The following is a 1,387-nucleotide window of genomic DNA, read 5'->3' as shown; positions in this document are numbered from 1 at the left end:
TTGCTGAACCGTGTTGATACGTCAACTGCACAGGATATTGAATGGCCAGCACTGCCGTAGGGTAAAACATATAAATTCTATAATTAGATGTATCTTTCCATTTACGGCAAGGAAGGGGGCTTGGAAGACGTAAAGCATCTCACACCGAGATTATTTTTTATATGTCAGGTGTCTGAAGTTTTGCTTTGGCTCTTAAAATGGTTTGCCGCGAGGTTTTGAATTCCCGGGCAATGGCACTTATACTTACACCTGACTTAATTCGTTCGAATACCACCTGTTTCTGTTCTTCATTTAACACAGGTGGTCGACCAAAACGTTTCCCTGCGCCCCGGGCTCTTACTATCCCGGAATGAGTGCGTTCAAGTAAAAGGTCTCGTTCAAATTCAGCGACTGCTGAAATTACTTGCATCATCATTTTTCCTGTTGGACTGGTCAGGTCAATGCCCCCCAATGCTAAGCAATGCACTCTGATACCTGTTTCGGTCAGTTGTTCCACTGTTTTCCTGATATCCATTGCATTACAACCAAGGCGATCCAGTTTTGTCACAATCAATTGATCACCACATTTCAGGCGAGCAAGCAACCGGTTAAAACCAGGACGCTCACTGGTTGCTGCTGAGCCGCTAATGTGTTCTTCGATTATTTGCTGAGGTTTGATTTTAAAACCTGCACTTTCGATTTCCCGGCGTTGATTTTCGGTGGTCTGATCCAGAGTTGATATCCGACAGTAAGCAAAAATTCGAGACATAGTGAGACTCTATACGAAATTGGTGTACATATCATAATGCATATCCAAAAATTATTTCGCTTATTATTGCACATACTTGTATGTATACGTTCGAAAATAAACAAATTCGGATGCAGTCCCGTAATTTTGGTGTAACCCAAAATCGATTTTTTGAAAAATGGCTTTAACTCGGTTTGTTTTTCGAACTCCGGGCGGACTCGAGAAAGACGAATAATAGTGTTGTATGTTGTTTTAGCCAGATTTCAATTTGTTTGGTCTTGGAAAAGTGGAGCAAAAAGTTGTTAAAGTGGAAAAATGGTAAAAAAAGTAGGTTGTTGCGGCATAACGTAGTTGTTGATATTTTTTAATGCATTGAAAAATTATTTTTCAGGGGGTGTTTATTACACTTTACCATTTAAATTTTGGTTGTCTTTAAGAACTGATATCGCTGTTTGTAATAATTCTTTGTTATCCAGCCATGACTTTTTCTTTATGTTTCCTTCAATGTAATCAAGCAATGTTCTGGTATTGATAGGTCTTCCCTGTTTTGCCACTTCCACGACAGCATCTCCCAGGATAATTCTGACTTCAGGAAGCTGCGCGGGGAACCACTTTAGGGTGTCTTTTGATTTCATGAAGATATTCCTTAAAATATTATTG

The 1,387-nt window shown here is 39.7% G+C and carries 3 protein-coding genes; 1 reads left to right on the top strand and 2 read right to left on the bottom strand.

The window, feature by feature from the left end; genetic code table 11:
• On the top strand, nucleotides 1-60 hold the full coding sequence (locus tag HEN21_RS23520) for a tail fiber assembly protein (protein WP_077697294.1): 60 nt from the start codon (nucleotides 1-3) through the stop codon (nucleotides 58-60).
• 97 nt (nucleotides 61-157) lie between these two features.
• Here HEN21_RS23520 and HEN21_RS22465 read toward each other — a convergent pair whose 3' ends face one another.
• Nucleotides 158-748 carry a recombinase family protein gene (locus HEN21_RS22465; protein WP_000086527.1) on the bottom strand — a complete coding sequence of 197 codons (591 nt, stop codon included), beginning with the start codon at nucleotides 746-748 and terminating at the stop codon, nucleotides 158-160.
• 380 nt (nucleotides 749-1,128) lie between these two features.
• Nucleotides 1,129-1,362: a cold shock protein YdfK gene (ydfK, locus tag HEN21_RS22460; protein ID WP_000836769.1), complete on the bottom strand. Its 234-nt coding sequence runs from the start codon at nucleotides 1,360-1,362 to the stop codon at nucleotides 1,129-1,131.
• Nucleotides 1,363-1,387: the final 25 nt, after the last annotated feature.

This window comes from Escherichia sp. 93.1518 (genome assembly GCF_013368915.2).
In the GTDB taxonomy this organism is placed as follows: domain Bacteria; phylum Pseudomonadota; class Gammaproteobacteria; order Enterobacterales; family Enterobacteriaceae; genus Escherichia; species Escherichia ruysiae.
This window is presented reverse-complemented; position numbering and strand designations above follow the sequence as displayed.